Genomic DNA, 19,823 nt, shown 5'->3' on the forward strand with positions numbered 1-19,823 from the left:
GGCGCACCATCGTCACGGCCGCCCCTCAATCCGCAATCCGAAATCCGCAATCTAAGACTGTTTCTCTTCTTCCCTGCCGCGTCGCTGGCGGAAGAGCAGGCGGACCGGGACCTCGGAGAACGGCGTGGTTTCCCGCAGGCGCGCCAGCAGAAAACGCTGGTAGTTGTCGTCGAAGCTCCGCACGTCGTTGACAAAGCAGACGATCGTCGGCGGCGCCACGTCGATCTGCGAGGCATAAAGAATCTTCGGCGGCTTGGTGCCGCTCTTGTGGCTGGGGCCGCGAAGGGTCGTGATCTCCTTGACCACCTCGTTGAGCTTGGCCGTCGACATGCGCGTGTTGGCCTGGGCGAAAAGCTGCTCGGCCAGTTGGACCGTCCGGCGCACGTTCTCGCCGGTGACAGCCGTGGTCATGCTGATCGGCGCGTATGACAGCTCGGGCAGCACCTTGTTGAGGTACTCGTCGTAGTCTTCGGCGGCGGCCTTGCCTCGGGCAAGGTCCCACTTGTTGACGATGATGACGACGGGCTTGAACTGCTCGGCGACGAGGCCGGAGATGTCCTTGTCGACCTGCGAGATCTTGACCGACGCGTCAATCATCAGCGCCACCACGTCGGCGCGCCCGACGCTGCGCACGGCGCGGCGGTAGCTGTAGAACTCGATGTCGCCGGCGAGGCTCTTGCGTTTTCGCAGACCGGCGGTGTCGATGACCATGAACTGCCGCCCGTCGATCTCGATGCTCACGTCGACGCTGTCGCGCGTGGTGCCGGGCACTTCCGAGACGATCACCCGCTCCTGCCCGGCCAGGGCGTTGATGAACGTGCTCTTGCCGGCGTTGCGCTTACCCACCACCGCCAGCTTCATCACCGGCTGGGGAATCGCCTCCATCGCCATCGACCCGATGGTCCTGGCGATGGCGGCCATCAGGTCCGTCACGCCCTGCTGATGGGCCGCCGAGATCGGCAGCGGCTCGCCGAAGCCCAGGCCATTCATCTCGGCCAGTTCAGTCGTCAGGTTGACCTGGTCGATCTTGTTGGCCAGCAGCAGCACGGGCGTGTTCTGCTTGCGAAGCTCCTGGGCGACGTGGCGGTCCAGGGCGGTCAGCCCCTCGCGGGCGTCGACGATGAACAGGATCAGCGACGCCGAGTTGACGGCAAAAGCGATCTGGGCCTCGACGTGGTCGGTGAGCTTGTCGACGTCCTCGATGCCCATGCCGCCGGTGTCGACCAGTTCGATGTACCGCTCTTCGGCGCCGATGGCGATCGGACAAGGCGAGCTGACGCGATCGCGCGTGACGCCGGGCGTGGCGTCGACGATCGAGATGCGCTTGCCCACCAGCGCGTTGAGCAAGCTGCTCTTGCCCACGTTGGGCCGACCCACGATTGCGACTATCGGAAGACTCATGAAGGCAGTGTATCCGAAATCCCAGAAGCGGGGAAAGAAACAACCCATTCAAAGAGCGGGGAAGGAAACAACCGACGACGCAGGACGAGGACGACGACGAGGACGAAAAGAAACGAAGTTCTCGTTTAGCGGCGGGGCTCGCCCCGCGCGTTTGCAGCAAATCTGAAAAACCGCGCGGGGCAAGCCCCGCCGCTAATGGTTCCTGCATTCGTCCTCGTCCTCGTCCTCGTCGTCGTCCTCGGTTTTTTCTTTTTCTTCCCCGCCCAGAGGGATAACCTCCCATCATGGACTACGCCATAACCTTCATCATCGGGGTCGTCATCGGCGCCGCCGTCGCGGTCGTCATCTCCATCGTGCGAGGCAAGAGCAACGCCCAGCAGATGCAGCAGGCCTTCGCCGCACTGGCGGCCGAGGCGCTCGATGCCAACTCGCGACGCCTGACCGAGACCGCCGGGGCCACCCTCGACGGCAAGAAGCAACTTATCGACCAGACGCTGGCGACGGTCGGCGAGCGCCTGACGAAGATGGCCGAATACTTCCAGCGGCTCGAGTCCGACCGCCGCCACGACGTCGGGGCCTTGAGCACGTCCATCGCCTCGCTGTCGACCACCACCGGAAAGCTCCACCAGATGCTCGCCAGCACCCAGCGACGCGGCGCCTGGGGCGAGCGGATGGCCGCCGACGTGCTGCGTCTGGCCGGACTGGCCGAAGGCGTCAACTTCACCTGCCAGTCCAGCGAGGCCGCCGTGACCGGGCGGCCGGACTTCACCTTCATGCTCCCGCAAGGGCTCAAGGTGAACATGGACGTCAAGTTCCCCCTGGACGCGTACAAGGGCTACGTCGACGCCGCCGACGACGCCGGGCGGGCCGAGCAGCTCAAGTCGCTGCTGGCGGCAGTGCGCGGGCACGTCAAGGCCGTCGCGTCGCGCGGGTACATCGACCCGCAGGCCCCCACCGTCCCGTACGTGCTGGTGTTCCTGGCCAGCGAACAGGTCTTCTCGCTGGTGATGGAAGCCGACCGCGACCTGATCGACCAGGCCCTGTCGCAGAAGGTCGTCCTGTGCAGCCCGCTGACGCTGTATGCGATGCTGGCCGTCATCCGCCAGACCGCCGAGCACGCCAACCTGCTCAAGACCGCCGACGACGTGCTCAACCTGCTCGTCGAGGTCCGCAAGCAGTGGGAAGCCTATAAGGAATCGATGGACAAGATGGGCAAACGCCTCGGCGAAGCCAAAGAAGAATACGATAAACTCGTCTCGACGCGAACCAACATGCTCGATCGGCCGATGGGCAAGATCGAGAATCTCAGGACTGCCAGACAGTTGCCACGCGGGGAAGCTTGAAAAGCAAAAACCGACGACGAGGACGAGGACGACGACGAGGACGAGACGCTCGCGATTGGCATCATGAACATATGGGGAGCGACGATGACAATGAATGCTGGGCATGTTGCGAATGTCAAACCCAAATAGAAATGTCCGCTATTTGGCCCCAATAGAAATGTCCTCTTTCACTCTGGGGCCCTTGAGCGAGAACTTTCGCCAGGGGTGCTGGGGGTCTGGACGCCAGGGCGCAGCTGCGGTAGGCTTTTTAGCGCCGCTGGGAGGATAGGGCTCCGCAGGAGTGCGACCCGAGCGCCCGACGGCCGGATGGACGGCAAGGCCCTGCGCAGGGACCGCTGCGCAGGGCGTTGTCTTGCTTGCCGGCCTCCGCACATGCGATAACCTCCGGGGGTGCGGGGGCAGAGCCCCTGCTTGGCCCACTGGGCCAACCTGGTGGTACGCCAGGTAGTGCTTCTTGAATCGTATGTGCAGCGTGCCATCCAAGCGTCTCTCTACGATGACCCACCCGCCTCTGAGCCCCGGATGGGCCGGCGGCAGCAACTGGTAGACCTGGCTGTCGAACTGGATCGTGTAATCGTTGGCCACCTTGCGCTTGTCCTGGATGCTCAGGATCGCACCGAGATCCATCGATGGATGCAGCGGCCGATGCGCGTTATTAGGGCTGACGGCACGCACCGTAAAGCGCCGGTTGAACAGCGGCAGGAAGATCTTGTCCAGCACCGCATTGGCCTCTTCCATCGTCGTCGCTCCCGCCAGGCGCAGTTCCTTGACCAGACGGTTCTGGGCTGTGCCGTTAAATCGCTCCACACGCCCCTTGGCCTGTGGGCTATATGCTGGAATCCACTCGATCTCCAGTTCCTTCAATGCCCGTGTGAATTGCGTCTGCGCCGCTTGCTTGCCCGTGGCTTGGCCCCAGAAGATGCTGTGGCGATCCGTGTACAGGCTCACCATCCGGCCGTGCTTGCGGACGTAGCGGCCCAGAAGGTCCATGTAGCCTTCCGTCGACTCGCTGGGATAGAAGCGGGCCGTGACCTTGCTCGTGGCGTCGTCGATCATCACCAGCAGCACCATGGGTTCGCCACGGCCTTCCAGCCAGTCGTGATGGCTGCCGTCGCCCTGCACCAGTTCGCCAAAGCATTCCCGGCGCCGGCGGCGGCTTCGGTGCTTGTCCCGATGTCGCTTGGGCTGCCAGAGCTTCTCGGCCAGCAGCCACTGCCGCAGCGTCTCGACCGATACCTCCAGACCCTGTTGGGCCAGCTTCTCCGCCGCCAGCGTTGGGCCGAAGTCGGGATAGTTCTGGCGATATGCCGACAGCACCGCGCAACGAAGGTCGTCGCTCTTGCGCGCATTGGAAGCCCGACCACGTAAGCCGTGAACAATGCCAATGTCTCCTGCGGCCTTCAGCCGCCGCTGGATCCGCCTCACCTGACGAGTCGTCAGATCCAGCAGCCGCGCCGCTTCGACCTGCTTACGCCGCCCCTGGAGCACTGGCGACATCACCCGCAGCCGATCCCGTTCCCGTTGGCTCATCTCGATCCGGTCCTGTTCCATCTGCTCTCCTTCCATATCGGAAAGCGGACATTCTTATCTGGTTAAGACCGGACATTACTATCTGGTTATGACACTGGGCATGTTGCGAATCTGGAAGCGAGACTGGATCATGAGAAGCTGGATGTTTACCAGTTGACGCTGACGTTCTGCGCGTGGACTCAGGATTTAATTGATGAATTGGACAAGAAGAATAGATACCGCGGGCGGCACATCAAGGACCATCTGGACCGGGCAAGCCTGTCGATCCTGCTGAACACGGCTGAAGGCAATGGCAAGCGACAAAAGCAAACCCGCGCAAAGTTTTTTGATGACGCACGCGGTTCGGCCACGGAATGCTCTGCATGTCTGGACTCGCTGGTGGCGATTCGATGCTGTCCTGGCGGTCGGGTTAAGGAAGGCAAAGAGATGCTGCTGCGAATCGTCGCGATGCTGACCAAGTTAGTTCAGCTATTTTCAGGCGAATAGCATAGGCACATGCCGCCTAATCGTCCTCGTCGTCGTCCTCGTCCTCGTCGTCGGTTGTTAAGTTTTTCTTCGGTCACATACACAACGCAACAACGAGATCCTGCATCGCCGCGGCGGCTTCGGTGCCGCTCTTCATGGCGATGTCGGTGCTGATCAGGCGGCGGAAGTCGGCTTGCACTTTCGTCAGCGGGCGGCGCTTCAGCAACGCCATGAACGCCTGGCGCTGCTCGTAGGGCATGCGCAGCTCCCCTTCCAGGCTCTGCCCTGCCGCCAGAAGCTGATGGGCCTTGAGCACCTTGCGCAGGTGCCATCCGATCATCCCCAGCGTGCGGAACTCTTCGCCGCGCACCGTCAGCATGCCCGCCAGGGCCGTCAGCGCCCCTTTGACCTCGCCGGCTGTCAGGGCGTTGGTCAGGGCAAAAGTCGCCGGGCCGGCCGTGGCGGTGACGATGGCCGAGACGTCGTCGACGGTGATCTTCTTCCGCTCGCCGACGTACAAGGCGAGCTTCTCCATCTCGTTGGTCAGGCTGCCCAGATCGACGCCGATCCAGGCCGTCAGCAACGCGCAGGCCTGCGGTTCGATCGTCTTGTCGCGCTTGGCGGCCTGCTCGCTCAGCCATCGCCCCAGGTTGCCCGCCGCGGGCGAGGCACAGTCGAAGACCTGCCCGACCTTGGCGACGATCTTGGCCAGGTTCGTGCTGCGATTCCAGCTCAGCACCGTCAGCACGAGCGTGGCGGTCACGCTGGGGGCTTTGACGTAGGCTTCCAGGGCGGCGCGATTAGCGGTGATGAACGCGTCGGCGTCGCGCACGATCACCACCCGGTGCGGCGACAGGAACGGCAGCGTGCGCAGTTCGTCGAGCACGTCGGCCAGTTCGGCCTCGACGTCGAAGGTCGTCACGCAGGTCTGCGGGTCGGCGCCGCCGAGCACCGCGTCAAGAATGCCCGCGCGGGCCTCGTCGCGAAGGTGCGCGTCGTCGCCATGGAGAACGTACACGGGTTTGGCTGCGGCCGCGGTCAAATCAAAGACCCTCTGGCGGCCTCAGCGCTGTTTCTTGCGGTAGTTGTACCAGCCGATACAAACTAGCACCAGCAAGACGCCCGCGGGTATCTGATACCACAGGTCCAAAAAAGCCAAGATGTGCATCATGATTAATCTCCTGATCCGGAACTAGCGGCGACTGGATTCGAACCAGTGACCTAGGGCTTATGAGTCCCTCGCTCTAACCAACTGAGCTACGCCGCCGGGTGCCTTTATGATTACAGAACATCGTCATTTTATGCAAGCGCTTTGTCCGGAAACCTTCGCACCGCCGCGCTGTGCAGAGTAAGATTATCCTCTCCATGCACATGACCATCCTGCTGTCACTGATGGCCGCCGTGATGGCGGCTCAGGGCGAGTTCCTGCCGCACTGGCCGGCGCCCTCGATCGTCACCGCCGCCGCGGCCGCTCTCTACGTCGTCGGCGCGGCGACGCTGGCGCGCCTGGCGAATCATGTCGTGCTGGCGCGAGCGGCGCAATCGCGGCCGAGAGGACCCTGGGGCGCCCTGCTGGCGGCGATGGTACACATGTGGCTGATCGCCGGCAGCGGCGCGGTGGTGGCAGCGGGCTATGGGCAATGGCTTGAGAACATCCCCTGGGGCGTTCCGCACCTGACGCTGCTGGAGGCCCCGCTGGTGGGCAAGGTGCTCCTGCTGCTGCCGATGGTCGCGGCGCTGATGGCCACCTGGGTGGTCAACTACCCCTGCTACCGGCGGTCCCGCATGCTGGCGATGCAATGGACGGACTCGCCCCTGGCGATCTGGTCGCTGGGGCAGTACATCGAGTACAACCTGCGCCACCAGTTGCTGTTCATCCTCGCGCCGGTGGGACTGATCCTGCTGGCCGGCGACACGCTGCAACTGACCCTGACGGCGTATCTGCCGGAGACCACCGTCGCGGCGCTGACGCTGGCCGCCAGCGCAGCCGTCTTCCTGGTGGCCCCGACGCTCATCGTCCATGTCTGGAAGACCGTCCCCCTGCCGGCCGGCCCACTGCGGACCGACCTGGAAACCATGAGCCGACAGCTCCGCCTGACCTACCGCCGCCTGTGCCTGTGGCAGACCGGCGGGGCCATCGCCAACGCTGCCGTCATGGGACTGCTGCGGCCGGTCCGCTACGTGCTCATCAGCGACGCCGTCATCGAACGCATGGACCGCATGCAGGTCCAGGCCGTCTTCGCCCACGAGGCCGGCCACATCCTCAACCACCACATCTTCTACACCGTCGTGTTCATCATCGCCTCGGCCATGCTGGCGACGCTGGGCTCGTCCGCCCTGGCAGACTGGCTCAATGTGAGCGAATGGATCAGCCTGGCGTTTTCCGCCTCGGTCATGGTGGCGATCTGGGTCTTCCTGATGGGCTGGATCAGCCGGCGGTTCGAACGCCAGTGCGACGTGCTGGCCGCCTGGGCCGGCGCCTGCCGCAGCGACGCGAGCCTGGCCGGCGAAGCCGTCGAGGTCTTTGCCCAGGCCCTGCTGAAGATCTCGCGCCTCAACGGCCACGACCCCGCACAATATAATTGGCGCCACGGGTCCATCCAAAGCCGCGTCGACTACCTCCGCGACCTCGCCGCCGCCGGCGGTACGCGGCGACAGATCGACCGACAGGTGCGGGCGATCAAGCTGGCGATACTCGCTCTCGCCGCGGCAGCAGTGGCAATGTCAGTGCTAAGTATATGAATGCCGCCGGCAGAAAATGCCCGGCCGTTACATCGGCCGGGCCGGATAAATAATGACATCCGACTCGAACATTCAACGCGTAGCGATAATCACCGGCGCCTCGTCCGGCATCGGCATGGAGATCGCCCTGGCGTACGCCGCCAAAGGATACGCCGTCGTGCTGGCCGCCCGACGGGCGCGGCGACTGGAGACCATCGCCGAGGCCTGCCGCGCCGCTCACCCGCACGCCCAGGCCATGGTCGCCGCCACCGATGTCGCCGACGAGAGCCAGGTCCGTCATCTCGTGACCGCCGCCCAACAGGCCTTCGGCCGCATCGACGTGATGGTCAACAACGCCGGCTATGGGCACTTCGGTCTCGTCCACGAGATCGACACGCGCGAGCTGCGCGAGATCTTCGACGTGAACTTTTTCGGCGTCTTTTACGGCTGCAAGGCCGTCGCGCCGATCATGATCGCCCAGGGCAGCGGGCACATCTTCAATATCTCCTCCGTGCTGGGCAAGCGCGGCTCGCCGTTCTACGGGGCGTATAGCGCCAGCAAGTTCGCCATCTGCGGGCTGACCGACTCGCTGCGCGTGGAGCTTCGTCCGATGGGCGTTCGCGTCACCAGCGTCTGCCCGGGCCTCATCGAGACTGAGTTTTCCGAGCACGTCGTCAACAGCCCCGACCGCGCGAAGTCCGAGTTCTTCAAGAAGATCCGCCGCATGCCCGCCGCGGTGGCCGCCAGGAAGATCGTCGCCCTGACGGGCAAAAACAGACCCGAGATCGTCCTGACCGCCGGCGGAAAGTTCCTCACCTGCATCGCCGCCCTGAGCCCCCGCCTTACCGACAAGATGATGGCCGTCTATTACCGCGACCAACTCAAGATGGCGGGGATGGATCAGAAGTAGCGCCTGGCGGCGCGCGGCGCCTGCGCACGCGCCCCGGCCGTGGCCGCCCGACGTGGTGCACAAACTCCTAATAATCTGGGTTTGGGTGCTTTTTGGGTGCTTTTGCGGTGCATTTTAGAGGGGGTTGACTGGTGTCGCATTTCTGGTGCGATTTTTGCACCTGGTAAAAGGTTGATCAACGGAACGCGCAGCCCCCGCCGCAGCATGGGCGTCTCGCCCATGCTCCCCGTCTCTGAGGTCAGGGGCACGCACAACGGAGTTGTGCGTGGCACCGTTCCGCCCATGCTCTTACCGCGCGTCGCGGGCGTCCCGCCCGCACGTACCGAAGACATCTTGCCCTCAAACGCCGGCGGCACCTGCCGTTTGGGATCCTTGCTTGACAGGCAACGGGGGCGTATCATCGCAAATAAGAACTAACGCCGGCCGGGAAGGGCGACATGGACTGCACGCACTGTGGCACTCAACTCGAGCCTGGTTTCAAATGGTGTCCCGGCTGTGGCCAATCGACCGCTCCAACGGAACTCGCCGTCCCTGCCGCTCCGCGCCGATTTTCGCGCTGGGTCTTCCTGGCCGTCGCCGCCACGGCTGTCGGCGTCATCGCATTGGTCCTGACACTGACCCGCTCCCCGGTCCCATTGGACTACGGGCCGGCAGAAGCGGCGAACCTTGAACTCACCACCGCGCCCGGCCTTCTGGTTGAGATCCTGCCCTCGGCCAAGTCGCTTGCAAAAACCCGGTTCGAGGCGTTTGATGTGTCGCCCTCGGGCGTGATTATTGTTCGCGTGGACTCAAGGCTCCTCGATATGGCCAGCGGGGAAGAGCTATTCACCACGCCCAATCCGGTGCAATCTTTTGCCTTCGTGGGCGATGCCCTGACCGCTATCGATGCCGACGGCAACCTCGCCTCATTCGAAGAGGGAACCCTTCATCGGATCGGCAAACCGCCCGTGGAGCACGCCAGTCTGGCGCCTGCCAGTGATCACAGCCGGCTCTTCTTCTATCGAAATGAGGAGGGATGGCTTTCCGATTCCCCCGCACTGGCGGCGATGAAACAGTCATCCATCAAGGTGCTGACCGGATCGCCCAACGCGATCACCGCCGTCGGCGGGGACGCGTATCAGACACTCTTCGCGACGAAGAACGCGCTGTTCCAGGTCTTGACGCCCGGCCGCCCGTCCCTGGTCCTGGCCCTTCCAGACCCGACGCAGACGATCCTGGGCGTCGGCATCGCAGGCACCGCCACCTACTTCTCGACCGAACGTGCGGTCTACGCGTATCAGGACGGCATTATCGTTCCGCTCGTGCTCGGCCTGGGGGGCGAGCTTCGCGTGCGCGGCGGCGACGTGTATGTCCTCGATGCCCGCCAGCGCCGCATTTACCGCATCGCCCCGATCAAAGGAGGATCCTCATGAATATGAAGCTGCTCACTGTTCTGGGACTCCTTCTGTTGGCCACTGCCTCCCGCGCAGGTGCGGCCGATGACCCGATACAGACCTGCATGGGCGAACTGCGAAAGGCGATTGAAGCGCTGGGCGAGCCCCGCGCCGGCGAGGTCGCCTCCGAGCGATCTGAATTGATTGTCATCCTGGCCTCCCTCCAGCGCCGGGCGCGCGATGTCGCCGGCGAGCGCGAGGCGATTGAGGCCGACCAGCGACGCCTTGATTTTCACCGTCGCGACCGTGACGACAAATTGCGTCAGATCGACCGCGAGGTGTTTGCCGCTGAACGCGATCACGCCGACCTGAAAAAACGCCGTGCGATACACGAAGCCGACTTGCGAGCCTACACCATCGAATGCGTCGGCGCGCCGGTTCCTGAATCTGAGGTTTCCAAATGCCGCGATTGGGCCCAGCGCATCAAAACTCGGGCCGCACAAGGCAATGCCGAACTCGAGGCAATCCAGGAGCGGTTCGCAGAGCTTGATCGCAGACGCGAGACGATCGCCAAGGATGCCCGTGAAGACAGCCGGCGGACCTGCGAGCTGCAGAAACGCCGCTCGCGCCTGGACCGCGGCGCCGCGGAAATCTTCGGCGAAGCCGTCGTCGCACAGTCTCGGGCGCTGGCCCTGCGACAGATCATCAACTCCCCGTCGCGAACGATCGAATACCAATCGCCCAGCGCCGTCGCCGACAAGGTCGTGACGGGCCTGTTTCAGGGCATGGCCAAGCAAGGCGCCTTGACCGCCCTCGAAGGCCAAACCATGGTCAAAGTGCTGGCGAAGGTTGGACTCAAGGCGGCCCCCGTCGGCGTCGCGTTTACCGTGGCCGATACCTTCGCTGACGTCGCCAATGCCGGCGTGGATCAGCGCGTCAATGAAGTCACCCGGAACCTTTTCCTCGTCGGCGACTATGCTGCCGTGATGAAAACGATGGTCAATCAGAAAGGCAGCGACGCCACGAAGGACCCGGCCTACATTGCCATGCGCCGGGAACTTGAACGATTGCGCAGCGACATGCCCTCCAGCGATCTGGACGTGGTGCTACAGGGCCTGAACAGCGCCGCGGCGCTGGGGGAAGCGTTTGCCTCGCTGGCGGGCGGCTACGCGGCAAAACGCGTGGCGCACACCGGCGCCACTGTTATCCGCCATCTGAACAAAGACGAGCGAAAGATGCTGGGCAAGGGGGGCGTCAACTTTGCTCGTCAGGCCATTAATGCCCTGACGGAAACCGGCGCGGAGGAAACCACCAAAAACGGGTCCAAAGAAATTATTGAGGCCCTCCGCGGCGCGAATCAAACCGGAGGACAACCGTGATGTTCTGTACCCAATGCGGAGCTGAGATCCCCCCTGCCAACAAGTTCTGTGGCGCGTGCGGCACACCTGCGGTCATCCCCGTCAAAAAGGCAGCCGCCATTGCCATACAAGCCCCTGCACCCGCGCAAGCTCCTGCCCCGGCGGGTACTGCAACGCAAGGCGCCCCACGGCGCCCGCTGTTACTGACCTTGCTTGGCGTTTGCCAATTAGTCATGACCGCCTTGATCTTCATCATGCTGCTGGGCTTTGCGCTCTACCTGACCTCCGCCGCAGATACTCCGCTGACGTTCCCCCTGGTCGCCGTGCTGGCGGCCTTGAGCTTCCTGTGCGTCCTTGCCGCTGCCGGCGGAATCGGGCTCCTGGCGCTGCGTCCCCACGGGCGTGCCATCCTGATGGTATTCGCCAGTCTGGAACTGGTGTTGTTCCCCCTGGGAACGGTGCTTTCAATCTTCCTGTTCTGGTATTTTCGAAAAAGGGAAATCAAGTCTCTCTTCACGGCACGGCCCGCCGCGCGGTCGCTGAATTTAAAAGTGCTGTTGGGGGTCGCGTTGGCGTCGGCCCTGCTCCTAGGGGCAATCCTGTCGCTGGTTGAATTTCGGGGGCGGCGCCCCGGGTCGCATCAGTCGAACCCCGCCGTCGCGTACCAGCCTTTCGCGATCTGGATCCTGACGGAAGACGGACGACTGAGTATACCGGATAGGTCTAGTACCGTGACGGAACGGGATATTGCCGACATCGGCGTTGCGCAAGACGAAACCGGGGCCGCCTCGGTCTGGTTGAAATTCACGGAGGAGGGCGCCTCCAAGATGAGAGAACTCACCAGGAACCACCTCGGCCAGCGAATCGTGTTTATGGTCGATGGTGCAGAATATCGCGAACAGTCGGCCGTCATTCAATCCGAAATATCTGAGGATGCATCCATCACGTTCAACTCCATGGACGAGGCGAATGCATTCCTCAACAAACTGAGAAAGCGGCAATGATGCGTTGACAAAGAGGCTCCTGCCGCCGCTGCCAGGCTGCTAATCAACCACCCGGCTTCTGAATCAGCCCAGGGTTGGCTCGGGCGAACATTTGCGCAGCGCTGTCCGCGCAGCGAAGATCAGCAGGACGATCACGCCGAACAGGATCGCTTCGGCCAGCAATTCGTGGGCGAGGTTCGGGTCGTGCAGGCCGGCCGCCAGCGGCGTGAACCAGGGCATGGGCAGGTTCAGCCGATAGCTGCACACCGGCCAGCCGATCAGTACGCCTTTGCCGTGGTTGTAGAACGAGTCCAGCAGCAGGTGACTCAGCCAAGCGGCCGCCCCGCCGGCAAGAAGATATGCCCGCCCGACCCGCCGTCTCAGCGCCGGCACGGCCAATGCCGCCGCGCAGAGCACAAGGATGAGCAGGCCGTTGATGAAGATGCTGTGGCTGATGGCGTAGTCGGGGCGTCCGTGGCCCCAGTACGGTAATTCGAAGTCCGGAATGTACGCCAGGGCGGCAAAGACGCAGCCGATGGCGATCTTCTTGCCAATCGACAACCGCATCGGCATGACCACGCCGGCGACAGCCACCCCCGCAAGCGCATGACCCAGTGGACTCACTTGCTATAGAACACCCGTCGCCGGCGCGGGTTCCTTGCCGGGGACGAGCAAGCCTGGCGCTAATCGTCGGTTGGGGAGGCGAGCTTGCGAATCTTCAACTCGGAAAACCTCATGATGCGATCCGAGCCAATGTAAGTTTCGGTCAGGCAGATATGGCCGTTATGACCAACACTGCTTGCCCCGGGCACAATCTGATTCTCAAAGAACTGTTTCCCATTGACCCAAACGTTCATTTTGTGCCCGAGCCGCTGCACACGCAGATGCGTCTTCTCCCGCAAGGGCACCTTCTTTGCCGTGGAATCATCTACTATGACGTATCCCAACAGCACCTGGTTTTGCATCGCGTCAATCTCACACACTGCGGGGCAGTGCAGAAGCTCGCCGAACCCCAAGCCGCCGGTAAGGTGGTCCCCGCCGCCCCTCATCTCCAGGTACCCTTCGATTTCAAAGGCCGTCCCGAAGTCCGCTTCGGACCAGATCTGAAGTTGGTGGCGCCGGTCGCTGGCGCCCACAACGCCTCCTCGCCCGTCCGACTGCCAGTATCCTTTCCGCCACCGCCAGCCGGGCAGGTCTTCTTCGAGGTCCAGCGCCACCTGTTTGCCCGCGTCGAACTGCTCCATCCAGCGGCACTGCAGCAGGAGGCTCCTGACGTGCCTGGCAGCCGGACCTTTGGGAACCGTTGGGAACACCTTTTCCAGCAGAGTCTTGGCGCTGTCCCACTGGCGCTTTGCCATCAAGGCCTCGCCCGCGGCGACATCGGCCCCCCACGCGCCGCTATGAGCCAAAACCATCTCCTGTGCCTGTGGCAGGGACAGAGATGCCAGTTCCAGCCCCTTCTCGTCCAGGTTTCCGGCGGCCAAGAGCGCGGCCGCATCGTCCCAGTGCTGTGTGCGGATGGCATAGCCCATCAGGGCGGCGCGATTGTAAGAGTGGAATCTCGTGGTGCTCTGGGCGAGATAACGATTGATGATGGTCTTGACGTTTTCATAGACCCCCGGGCGCTGCCAGAATGAGAAATCCAATTGCATATCCGTGCTGATCCGGGGCAGGGTTTCCTGCACCAGGATCAGAGGCACGCACGTATCGTAGCGATTGGTCTTCATGCACCCGACGCCGAAGTTGTACATGGCCTCATGCGTGCCGCCCCAGCGAGGCATGAGATAGAAGTTGTGGTTCAGATAGGGCGGCGCATAATCGAACCTTGCTGCCATTGATCTGGCCACCCAGGTGCGCCCCTCCGGACTGCCGGTGCATACGTTGATCATCTTGGAAGCGGCATACGGAATCTTCGGGTCATCCTGCCATGCCTGGACCAGATGCCGCCGGGCCAGGGCGAGGTGTTCCCGATAGCCCTTCCAACCTTCCTCCGTGACAGTGCTCGCCCATCCCGTGCCGCGGAAGTTCCATGCTACGTTAAAATGATAATATCCGGCGGCCGTGTTCTTGAGCACTTCACTGGCCTGGGGCAGGCTCTGCAGCTTTTCAACCAGGCGTTTCTGGCAGGGCTCGGGGAGCTGGCTGTCACCACTGGTCAGCAGCAGGGCAACGTCGCAGACGAGGAGTTCCTGCTCCGTCGGCCCAAAGAGCTTCTGCTGGACCATCTGCGCGATCGCCTCGATCATCTCGTCAAGATAGTGTTCATTCTTTTTCTTCTGGGCGGCGTTGCGCTGCAAAGACCACATTCGATGCGCCGACCACATCCGCATATAAGCGGCCTCGGGACGTTTGTGCAAACCCACCATCGCTTGCTCCGCCAGGCCAAGGGCCCCAGAGGCGTTACCGGTCAGTTCAAGATTGCGAGCCAGGGTGCTGATGAAGACCGGCTCGCGGCATCCGTCCATGTAGAGCCTGCGCCCTTCGATGACAAGTCGCTCGCGCGACACTGACCGCACATCGTTTTTCCGCTCAAGCCAGGTCTGGTGGAGGTAGCGGCGAAGGCGATCGTCCCATTTGGGATTGCGTTGACCGTTCTTGAGATATTCGCCGTACACGATCCGGTCCGCCACGGCGACTTGCTCATCCGTGCCTTCGGCCATCAGCGGCGCCTGCGGACCCCACAATGACTTGGCCTGAGTCGTCGCAGGCGCCGTCTGGGCGGGACGCGAGGCGGACTTGGCAGGCACGGCCAGCGCGAGCGGTAAAGCCTTGGGCGACTGGATCTCTTGCGGAGGCTCGGGCAGAAGCTTGAAGTCGCCCACCAGAATCGCTCCGGCGGAATAATCGTCGCCGGCAGACAGCAGCAGCGGAACGCTGGCATGCACGCGCCGGCGCTGCCCGATGGCGATCAACTCGCCATCGACGTACCACCGCAGTTCCTTGCCCTTCCACCAGAGTCCCACGCGCATGGGGCGGCCGACTTCGTAGCTTTGCGGGATGTAAGGCCCAGCATTTGCTTGGTTCAGGCCCATCAGGCGATCGAAGTCTTCGTTCCCGATATAGACGCCGCCGACGCCAAAGTAGATTCGCGGGCGCAGGCCGTGAAGCACCGTCAGCGTAAACTCCAGGTAGCATTCCCCCGGCAGCGGATGCTTGAACTGCAGCGTGGAACTGCCCTCGCCGCGAATCTGGCCGTCCTGCGTCATTCGCCATCGCCCGGAAGAGACCTGCCAATGATCCATCCGCCCCAGGTTGCCTTGGGCAAGCTCCATCGCCAATTCGCTGATCTTCTTGTCGATGACGACGAGGTCCTGCTCCGAGCGGCCTTGCCGCGCTTTCTCGTAGAGCTCGAGCACCCGTTGTTTCAGGGCGGCCGCGAGCCATCGCGGCTGCTTCTGCGCATAACTGGCCCATCCTTCGGCCAAGGCCTGGGCCTGCTGGGGCTGCTGCGCCTCCATCGCTCCCAGGTGTCTCAGTGTCGGGTCCGCGGCCTTGGCCAGATTCGGCGCCGCGGCCTTCCAGTCACTATTTGCCAGCGCCTGGTAGAGGCCCAAGGCCTGGGCCTGCTGCGGATCCAGTTCGCCAGACGGCGGCACGATCGAAGAGGGCTTTTTGCGACTGCAGCCACAGCGTTCGCTCCAGCGCGTCGGCCGCCTGATTGGCGATGGAGTTCGCGCCGCGGGCTCGAGCGCCGGACGAGACGGCCTTGATCATCTGCTCAGCCACCTCCCACTGCTCACCCGTGGCGAGTTTGTCCGCAATCGCCAGGGTTTCCTGCGCCATCTCCTCGAACTGCCCCGGCCATAGCGGGCCGGTTATACCCGCCGCAAGTTTTCGCCCGTGAACGACCGGCCAGTCGCCGATATACCTCCAGGCCATCGCCTGCATCGTCTTTGCGAGCGTTTCACTATCTCCGTTCATTGCCGCAAAGTGAGCGCTTCTTTCCAGCAGGATATATTTCTGCGCCGGATAACTGAGCGTTGCTGCCTTCTGAAGCAGCAGAGGGGCTAAGGCGGCGCGCTGGGTCTGCGTCTGCGCCTGCTCAATAGTGTTCAGAACATCGGCCAAGGCTGCTTTGGCCAGATCGCAACTGGCGTCGCTTGGCACCGCCACCAGTTGAGGCCGTCCTTGCGGAACCGTCGACATCTGCTGCGCACGCAGAGGCAGCGCTGCGCAAGAAGCCATCGCCAGAAGGGTAAAAACGCTTCGGTGGATTTGACCATTCATTCCCAGTTCCTTTCAAAATGTCCTGGTCAGAGGATCGCTCAGACCGCAGAGGGATCATGGATTGTCCATGTTTGGAGCGGTTTTCTTCTCTGCGATCTCGGCGGTCTCTGCGGTGAAAACGCTGGTCTGTACGCCGATGCGCTCTACAGCAGCTTTCGCAGGATCGACTGGATCTCGCTCTGGTCGTCTTCGTTGCAGGAGTAGCTGAAGGCGGCTTGGGCTTTGAGGGTGACGGTCACTCGGCCGGTGGGGCCGGCGAAACGCACGCCGGCGCTGGTGACGGACTGCGAATATTCTTCCAGGAACTCCATCCCGTGGACCGAGTCGAGGAACTTGGGCGAGTACGGTCCGGCCATGTACGAGTTGTGGGCGTAGTCTTCCACGCGAAGCGACTTGAGGACGAACCGCTGCGTGTCGGCGACGAGTTTGTTGATCGCCGCGGGGATGTCCAGTTCGATCGGCTCGGTAGCCACGGCGATGCCCAGCGCGCCGGCCATGAACTCCTCGATGTACTTCACAGCCGCCGCCGAACCGGCGTAGACCTCGAGGATGTGGTTCTTGGGCTTGACGGCGAAGGGATAGACGGCAACCTTTTCGACCTCGGTGCTGGTCAGCTCTCGCGTCTCGGTCTGGAGTTTCTGCACGGCCTGGTGGGTGCGGCGGGCGATGGTGGCGAAGACAGCCGTCTCGCTGGAGGAGGTGCTCAGCACGCCGTAGGGCTCGTTCTCGGGCAGGCCGTAATCGTCCAGGGCCTTGAGCAGGTCCTTGACCGGCGGGCAGGAGCGGATCGTCGCGATGTTGAGCTTGTATGATGCCATGGCGTCCTCGCAAGGAAAGGGCAGATGATAGCGGACCGGGCACAGGCTTTCCAGTAGTAGCACGGGCATCTTGCCCGTGAGTAGCACGGGCGTCTCGTTTGTGAGGGGAAAGCATGGGCGAGACGCCCATGCGATGACTGTTAGACATTTTCATTTCGGATATGAATATGTTCGTTTGAAACATGTACAAATCCAGCAAATCCCGTATACTTTACCGCCGAGATGCAGGTCGTAGGCTATTATCGGCCGGAAGAAGGGCCATTTTTCAAGCTCATGGTACGAGCAGAAGGAGAAAGACATGTCGAGAGCAATTGTCGTTTTTGCAGCTGTCGTTGCCTTTTGTTGGATAGCCTGCGGGCCGGCTTCGGCGGCATTCGTTTTGGGCGGGACCACCTTTGACGATGCCTGGCGCGACGATTTCGATGACGGTTCGACTTCCGGATGGGACCGGATCAACCACACCGAATCGGGCGGCACGATGAACATCCAGACCGGTACGGAGAAGCATTCGAATACGAATGATTTCGCCGCCTTGCCGGTGTTGACCGGCGCGACGGAGTGGGCGTATGTCTTCCGCGTCTATGCGCCATCGAGTGGAACCTATGCCACAAACCGGACGGCCCGGCTGCTGCTGGCCAACGACATCCGCCTGCAGTTGTTCAAGGGATACGCCACCGACTGGGAGATGTGGGTCGGCAGCGGCGACTACTCCACCAATGCCAAGACATGGAACTCGAATGACGAAGGCCTGCGGTATGCCTTCAACACCTGGTACGAGATCGGCATCCACAAGCTCGACGGCCTGAACGCGTACAACATCTACGTCAATGGCGTGCTGCAAAACGCGGCCCCGATCACATCCAGCACGTATGACGGCATCGAGACGCCGACCTCGGTTGACATGGGATCGGGCAGCAGCACGGTGGCGTTCCCGGCGAAATATGACTATATCGCTGTCGGGATCGTGCATATCCCCGAGCCGGTGACGGTCAGCCTGATGGGCTTGGGCGCGGCGGGCATGCTGCTCAGGCGACGGCGGCGCCGGTAACATCCGAGACAGGATGACGCTTTCCGCACCGGCGGGCCTTGCGAACAACTGCTAAGCCGCAAGCGGCGAAGGGACACCGCCGGTGGATAAAGCCCGCCATGTCACGCAGGATCTGCCTGAAAGCTGATAGCTGAAAGCTCAAAGCTGCGGTATGCTCTTGCCCCATGCTTGGGATGGCTTATGTTGGTGAGATCGCGGCGCTGGTCACGGCGCTGATGTGGGTGTTGTGTTCGCTGGCGTTTACTGCCGCCGGCAGGCACATCGGGTCGATCAGCGTAAACCTGCTGCGGCTGCTGGTGGCGTTCGTGTTCTTCACGCTGACGGGGCTGATCTTCCGCGGCCATCCGCTGCCGGCGGATGCGACAGGCCATGCCTGGTTCTGGTTGAGCCTCTCGGGCGTGGTGGGATTCTTCCTGGGGGACTTGTGCCTGTTCCGGTCGTTCCTGCTGATCGGTCCGCGCCTGAGTCTGCTGATCTGTTCACTCGTGCCGCCGATCACAGCGGTGCTGGCGTATGTGTGGCTGGGCGAGGAACTGCGCCGCTGGGATTGGATCGGCATGGCTGTCACGCTGGCTGGCGTGGTGTGGGTGGTGCTGGAGCGTCGCGAGGCTGCCCCCGAACCGGCCGCCCCCGCCGGCGACGGCACGATCCCGGACGAGACCGACCCGCCGGGTCGCCAGGGTGTCGAGAGCAGGCGCCTGCTGACCGGCTCGCTGCTGGCGTTGGGCGGAGCGGTCGGGCAGGCCGGCGGCGTCGTGCTGTCCAAGATCGGCATGAAAGGCTACAACCCCTTCGCCTCGGCGCACATCCGACTGATCGCTGCCGTGGCGTGCTTCGCGATCCTGATCACGCTCCTGCGCCGCTGGGGCAATATCGTCGCGGCAGTGCGCCATGCCCGTGCCATGACTCTGCTGACCTTCGGCGCCTTCACCGGCCCATTCCTGGGCGTCGGGCTGCAATTGCTGGCCGTCGAAAACACCAAAGCCGGCGTCGCCACGACCCTGATGGCCGTGGCGCCGGTGCTGATCCTGCCCTTCGTAATCGTCCTCCACCGCGAAAAGATCTCCGCCCGCGCCTGGGCCGGCGCCCTGGTGGCCGTCGCCGGCGTGGCGATCCTCATGCTCGGACGGTGATTGCCCTCTCGTTCGGGGACGGGGACGGGGACGGGGAGTGCGGGATTACGCGGATTAGAAACGGATTAAGAGGATTGGGAGCAGATCGGGGAACCAGAAATGTTACCGGCGGAGCTTGCTCCGCGCGGTTGTTTCCCCGGCGATGAATCAGAGAGACGACTTACCACAGAGGCACAGAGAGCACGGGGAGAAAAGTGGACCTCTTGCCTCAGTGGTCTTTGTGCCTCGGTGGTGCGCAGTTTCTCCGACGCCGGTCAAAGAAGAAACCGCGCCGAGCAAAATCCTGACGTGCCCGCATGACATCTTTTCCCAATCCTCCCAATCCATTCAATCCGCGCAATCCCGCACTCCCGTCCCTGCTTCGTTCTTAATCCTCTTAATCCGTTTCTAGAGCATCTAGCGATCATCTGTAGCGTATCCGCAGCTACGGAAGTAGCCTTGGCACTCCTCCGCGCTCACGGCCCTGAGAGCTTGGCCGATCACACCAATGAGTTCCTCCAACGTACGCCCGGC

The 19,823-nt window shown here is 62.8% G+C and carries 16 protein-coding genes and 1 tRNA gene; 9 read left to right on the top strand and 8 right to left on the bottom strand.

Annotation, left to right across the window (positions count from 1 at the left end; all coding sequences use genetic code 11):
* Positions 1-51: 51 nt before the first annotated feature.
* Positions 52-1,401, bottom strand: a complete 1,350-nt coding sequence (gene der, locus ABFD92_07355; protein ID MEN6504338.1) for a ribosome biogenesis GTPase Der — start codon at positions 1,399-1,401, stop codon at positions 52-54.
* A gap of 284 nt (positions 1,402-1,685) precedes the next feature.
* On the opposite strand from der, the gene ABFD92_07360 reads away from it, so the two are divergent.
* On the top strand, positions 1,686-2,744 hold the full coding sequence (locus ABFD92_07360; GenBank protein ID MEN6504339.1) for a DNA recombination protein RmuC: 1,059 nt from the start codon (positions 1,686-1,688) through the stop codon (positions 2,742-2,744).
* 138 nt (positions 2,745-2,882) lie between these two features.
* Here ABFD92_07360 and ABFD92_07365 read toward each other — a convergent pair whose 3' ends face one another.
* Positions 2,883-4,295, bottom strand: coding sequence for an ISNCY family transposase (locus ABFD92_07365; GenBank protein MEN6504340.1), 1,413 nt, complete (start codon positions 4,293-4,295; stop codon positions 2,883-2,885).
* Between the two features lie 117 nt (positions 4,296-4,412).
* On the opposite strand from ABFD92_07365, the gene ABFD92_07370 reads away from it, so the two are divergent.
* Positions 4,413-4,760: a four helix bundle protein gene (locus ABFD92_07370; protein ID MEN6504341.1), complete on the top strand. Its 348-nt coding sequence runs from the start codon at positions 4,413-4,415 to the stop codon at positions 4,758-4,760.
* 73 nt (positions 4,761-4,833) lie between these two features.
* Here ABFD92_07370 and holA read toward each other — a convergent pair whose 3' ends face one another.
* Together holA and ABFD92_07380 are read right to left on the bottom strand one after the other, a co-directional pair.
* Entirely contained in the window at positions 4,834-5,781 is a 948-nt protein-coding gene (holA, locus tag ABFD92_07375) for a DNA polymerase III subunit delta (GenBank protein ID MEN6504342.1), read from the bottom strand.
* A 151-nt stretch (positions 5,782-5,932) separates the two neighbouring features.
* A tRNA-Met gene (locus ABFD92_07380) sits at positions 5,933-6,006 on the bottom strand.
* Between the two features lie 98 nt (positions 6,007-6,104).
* Between ABFD92_07380 and ABFD92_07385 the strand changes: the two genes are divergently transcribed.
* The 5 genes from ABFD92_07385 to ABFD92_07405 all read left to right on the top strand — a co-directional run bounded on the left by ABFD92_07385 (position 6,105) and on the right by ABFD92_07405 (position 12,105).
* Entirely contained in the window at positions 6,105-7,481 is a 1,377-nt protein-coding gene (locus ABFD92_07385) for a M48 family metallopeptidase (GenBank protein MEN6504343.1), read from the top strand.
* A gap of 52 nt (positions 7,482-7,533) precedes the next feature.
* Positions 7,534-8,370: an SDR family oxidoreductase gene (locus ABFD92_07390; protein MEN6504344.1), complete on the top strand. Its 837-nt coding sequence runs from the start codon at positions 7,534-7,536 to the stop codon at positions 8,368-8,370.
* A gap of 437 nt (positions 8,371-8,807) precedes the next feature.
* Positions 8,808-9,782, top strand: coding sequence for a zinc ribbon domain-containing protein (locus tag ABFD92_07395; GenBank protein ID MEN6504345.1), 975 nt, complete (start codon positions 8,808-8,810; stop codon positions 9,780-9,782).
* A complete protein-coding gene (locus ABFD92_07400) occupies positions 9,779-11,122 on the top strand; it encodes a hypothetical protein (protein ID MEN6504346.1) in 1,344 nt (447 codons plus the stop codon). The genes ABFD92_07395 and ABFD92_07400 overlap by 4 nt, the downstream gene beginning before the upstream one ends.
* A gap of 212 nt (positions 11,123-11,334) precedes the next feature.
* Positions 11,335-12,105 carry a hypothetical protein gene (locus ABFD92_07405; GenBank protein MEN6504347.1) on the top strand — a complete coding sequence of 257 codons (771 nt, stop codon included), beginning with the start codon at positions 11,335-11,337 and terminating at the stop codon, positions 12,103-12,105.
* A gap of 63 nt (positions 12,106-12,168) precedes the next feature.
* Here ABFD92_07405 and ABFD92_07410 read toward each other — a convergent pair whose 3' ends face one another.
* The 4 genes from ABFD92_07410 to ABFD92_07425 form a co-directional block, all read right to left on the bottom strand.
* Positions 12,169-12,708, bottom strand: coding sequence for a metal-dependent hydrolase (locus ABFD92_07410; GenBank protein ID MEN6504348.1), 540 nt, complete (start codon positions 12,706-12,708; stop codon positions 12,169-12,171).
* 59 nt (positions 12,709-12,767) lie between these two features.
* On the bottom strand, positions 12,768-15,680 hold the full coding sequence (locus ABFD92_07415) for a hypothetical protein (protein ID MEN6504349.1): 2,913 nt from the start codon (positions 15,678-15,680) through the stop codon (positions 12,768-12,770).
* Complete coding sequence (locus ABFD92_07420; protein ID MEN6504350.1) at positions 15,610-16,311, bottom strand: hypothetical protein; 702 nt, start codon at positions 16,309-16,311, stop codon at positions 15,610-15,612. Before ABFD92_07420 ends, ABFD92_07415 begins: the two co-directional genes overlap by 71 nt.
* 143 nt (positions 16,312-16,454) lie before the next feature.
* Positions 16,455-17,129, bottom strand: a complete 675-nt coding sequence (locus ABFD92_07425; GenBank protein ID MEN6504351.1) for a hypothetical protein — start codon at positions 17,127-17,129, stop codon at positions 16,455-16,457.
* Between the two features lie 379 nt (positions 17,130-17,508).
* Here ABFD92_07425 and ABFD92_07430 point away from each other — a divergent pair, with 379 nt between their 5' ends.
* Both ABFD92_07430 and ABFD92_07435 read left to right on the top strand, forming a co-directional pair.
* Positions 17,509-18,177, top strand: coding sequence for a PEP-CTERM sorting domain-containing protein (locus ABFD92_07430; GenBank protein ID MEN6504352.1), 669 nt, complete (start codon positions 17,509-17,511; stop codon positions 18,175-18,177).
* Positions 18,178-18,341: 164 nt separating this feature from the next.
* A complete protein-coding gene (locus tag ABFD92_07435; protein ID MEN6504353.1) occupies positions 18,342-19,310 on the top strand; it encodes a DMT family transporter in 969 nt (322 codons plus the stop codon).
* Positions 19,311-19,823 lie beyond the last annotated feature (513 nt).

The sequence above is a fragment of the Planctomycetaceae bacterium genome (genome assembly GCA_039680605.1).
Taxonomy (GTDB): Bacteria; Planctomycetota; Phycisphaerae; order SM23-33; family SM23-33; genus JAJFUU01.